Origin of the sequence: Faecalibacterium sp. Marseille-Q4896, assembly GCF_017377615.1 — a bacterium.
Lineage (GTDB): Bacteria > Bacillota > Clostridia > Oscillospirales > Ruminococcaceae > Faecalibacterium > Faecalibacterium taiwanense.
This window is the reverse complement of sequence record NZ_JAFREG010000019.1, coordinates 1-3,051: the sequence shown is the minus strand read 5'-3', so window position 1 is coordinate 3,051 and position 3,051 is coordinate 1. Positions and strand designations below refer to the sequence as shown.

The window sequence follows — 3,051 nt, the reverse complement described above, 5'->3', positions numbered from 1 at the left end:
TGGCTTTTGGCTATTCTCGTTGGCTAGTGAGTAAAGGCGCATTTTTAAGGTGGAAATTTTCTCCAACACCCCCCATTTTAGGCCACTTTTTCTGTTAATAGTAGAAACGCTTCTTTGAAGGCTAGTCATTTGTGACCTTTTTGTTAATTCTCAAAAAGATGGTTGTCTTTGGGCTGTTTTCGTTGCCTACCTATTGAGAGGATTTTTTCAAAAGCGGAGATTTGGTCTCAAGAATTACAATTCAATTACAAGTTTCTCACCAATGCTACGAAACAGGCGTTCTCGATGCCTACCAAGTGTAGGGCATCTTTTTCAAGACCATTCTCGGACTATTATGACGTTTTGTTTACAAAATTGCTTGCAATGCTACGAAATGGCCTTTTTCGTCGGCTACCAAGTAGAAGGATGTTTTCGTCCGTCAAAGTTCAGAAATCTTCCATATGTTCCTTGACAAGTGAATAGTTCAATCGTTCGGTACTTCACAAAAGGTACTTCTGTAATTCGCAGCCCGGTCATAACGAAGACGGGGTGGCTGAAATGCCAATGGTGCGGTGCAAGCCCGCCGCCGGATGATTCCCCACTCCTAGGGAAGTCGAGGACCAATATGGGAGACCTTAACTTATTAACGCAGTTGAGCACTTGTTTCGTGCTTTTCTGCGACTGGAGAATTGGAACCCACCAATTCTCGTTACATACTTTTGTTCCTGATTTCTGCTTCAGCTGGAGGTGATCAACATTTCAGAATATCTTACCACGCAAACTCTGCTGCCGCCGTTTCTCCCATACCCACGCTTCCTTTTGGAACTTGACCTGAGCCAGACTGCAAAAATGACTTATGTGCTGCTGCTCGACCGTGCCACGCTCTCGCAGAAAAATCTCTGGATAGATGAACGTGGTTTCGTGTTTGTCATTTTTACGATTTGCTCTTTGGCTGAGCAGCTAGGGCGCAGCACTGTCAGTGTTTCCAGTGCGCTTAAGGAATTGGACGCTGCGGGATTGATTGAGCGCAGACGAACGCGGTTTTCTTCGCCCAATCACATCTTTGTGAAAATTCCAAATGTTGAATAGTTCTGCGTTTTTCACGATTCAAGAACCGCCAAAATCACGATTCTGCGATGCAGATTCTTAATGGCATCTGCAAAAGAGATTTTTCCTATGCAGTATAGCAGCCTTTAAGACTGTATCAAAGAAAACTTTCACCTAACCAACGTAATAAAACAAAAAGAGAAAAACGAATAGAATCCATCCATTCCTTTCCGTATTTGCACCACATGAATGAGGAGGTCTGCCCTTGAACAAAGAAAAATCTGAGAAGAAGCCCACTACACGCAAACGTGCGCCGAGAAGTCCGAAGTCCGTGCGCCTGATCGTGGAACGCCATTATATCGGCAATGTGCCGATGAATACGCTTTTTCAGCGGCTTGCGGAAGAAGAAATTCGTAAAACTGCCGAATCGTATCTCGCCGCTGGTTAATTGGACGTTTTACTGCGGAAAAGGGCTTGCATCATCACGCAGCATCCGCTACAATGTGATTGATGAGGTCTCTTTTCCATTATGGAGGTACACATGGAAAAGGACAAAAAAGTAACTGCTTTATACTGCCGGCTGTCAAAAGATGACGGTTCAAACAGCGAAAGCCTGAGCATCCGCACTCAAAAGGCGATGCTTATGGAGTATGCCACACGCAACGGTTTCGGGAATTGCCAGTACTATGTCGATGATGGTTACAGCGGTACGAACTCTGACCGCCCTGCCTTTCAGGAACTTCTGGATGATATCCGGAAAGGAAAGGTGGCAACAGTCATTACCAAAGACCAGTCCCGACTTGGACGCAACCACATCGAAACCGGAACGTATATGGAAATCTTCTTTCCTGAGCACGGTGTCCGCTATATTGCAATCAACGATGGTTATGATTCCAACGAGCAATCCCAGATGGATATTGCCCCGTTCCGAAACATCATCAATGAAATGTACGCCAAAGACACTTCCCGAAAAATCAAGAGTGCCCTTCGGACACGCAAGAAAAGCGGAAAGTATATCTCCAGCAACGCACCGTTTGGCTACCAGAAAGACCCTGCCGACCACAATCACCTTGTGATCGACCCGAACACCGCCCCTGTTGTTGAGTACATCTATTCAATGGCAGAGGAAGGGCTGGGGCTTCACCGCATCGCCAAGCGGCTCCACGATGAAAAAGTTCTGAAGCCGTGTTACTACAAGAAAGAGATGTTTGGCCGCTTTATTGATGATGAAAAGATGTATGATTGGGACAGTGCCTATATCAGTCAGGTTCTGCACAGCCCAGTCTACGCCGGACACATCATCTACGAAGCCAAGCCCACCGTGTCCATGAAATCCAAAAAGCGGCGTTATATTCCGTTTGAAGAACGCGCTATCGTTCCGAATACACATGAAGCAATCATCCCACAAGACCGCTGGGAAAACGTGCAGCGAATCCTTTACAGCCGTTCCGGCTGTTTTATGTGTGATAAGACCGACTATGACAATATCTTCAAGGGCATCGTCCGCTGTGCAGACTGCGGCAGAACGATGTTAGTCAAGGTCGAGCACAGGCGCAAACGTAACAGTGTTCTGGATCAGACCTTTTATTGTTGCAGCACTTATCGGAAATATGGTGCGAAAGCCTGTGACTCGCATAATTTGGAAGCCCGTGTTCTGCATGAAGCTGTCTTTGCGGACATTCAGGCACACGCAAAGGCCGCTGTGAGCAATCGGGAAGCCCTTGTGAAGAAGATTGCAAATCAGATGCACCTCCGGGTGTCCTCTGACCGGGCGCAGCACAAACGGGATTTGAAGCAGTGTAAAGCACGAATCGCAGAAATCGAAGACCTGTATGCAAAACTTTATGAGGACGTATCAAAGGGACTTCTCCCGGAGAAACGTTTTCAAATGCTTGCAGATCGCTACGACAAAGAACAGGCTGAACTGACCGAGAAGATTGAGCAGTACGAGCGGGAAGGCCGTGCTGAACACGATCAGCTGGACAAGATTCAGGATTTTATTGATGAAGTCAGCAAGTACGCTGG

At 46.7% G+C, this 3,051-nt stretch carries 3 protein-coding genes; all 3 read left to right on the top strand.

Going from position 1 to position 3,051, the window contains the following annotated elements:
* The first annotated feature begins 726 nt into the window (after window positions 1-726).
* Complete coding sequence (locus J3348_RS14095) at window positions 727-1,068, top strand: replication initiator protein A (RefSeq protein ID WP_097786354.1); 342 nt, start codon at window positions 727-729, stop codon at window positions 1,066-1,068.
* A gap of 223 nt (window positions 1,069-1,291) precedes the next feature.
* Window positions 1,292-1,474 carry a hypothetical protein gene (locus J3348_RS14090; protein ID WP_005924684.1) on the top strand — a complete coding sequence of 61 codons (183 nt, stop codon included), beginning with the start codon at window positions 1,292-1,294 and terminating at the stop codon, window positions 1,472-1,474.
* A 93-nt stretch (window positions 1,475-1,567) separates the two neighbouring features.
* On the top strand, window positions 1,568-3,051 hold a 1,484-nt coding region (locus tag J3348_RS14085; protein ID WP_242703019.1), incomplete at its 3' end, for a recombinase family protein.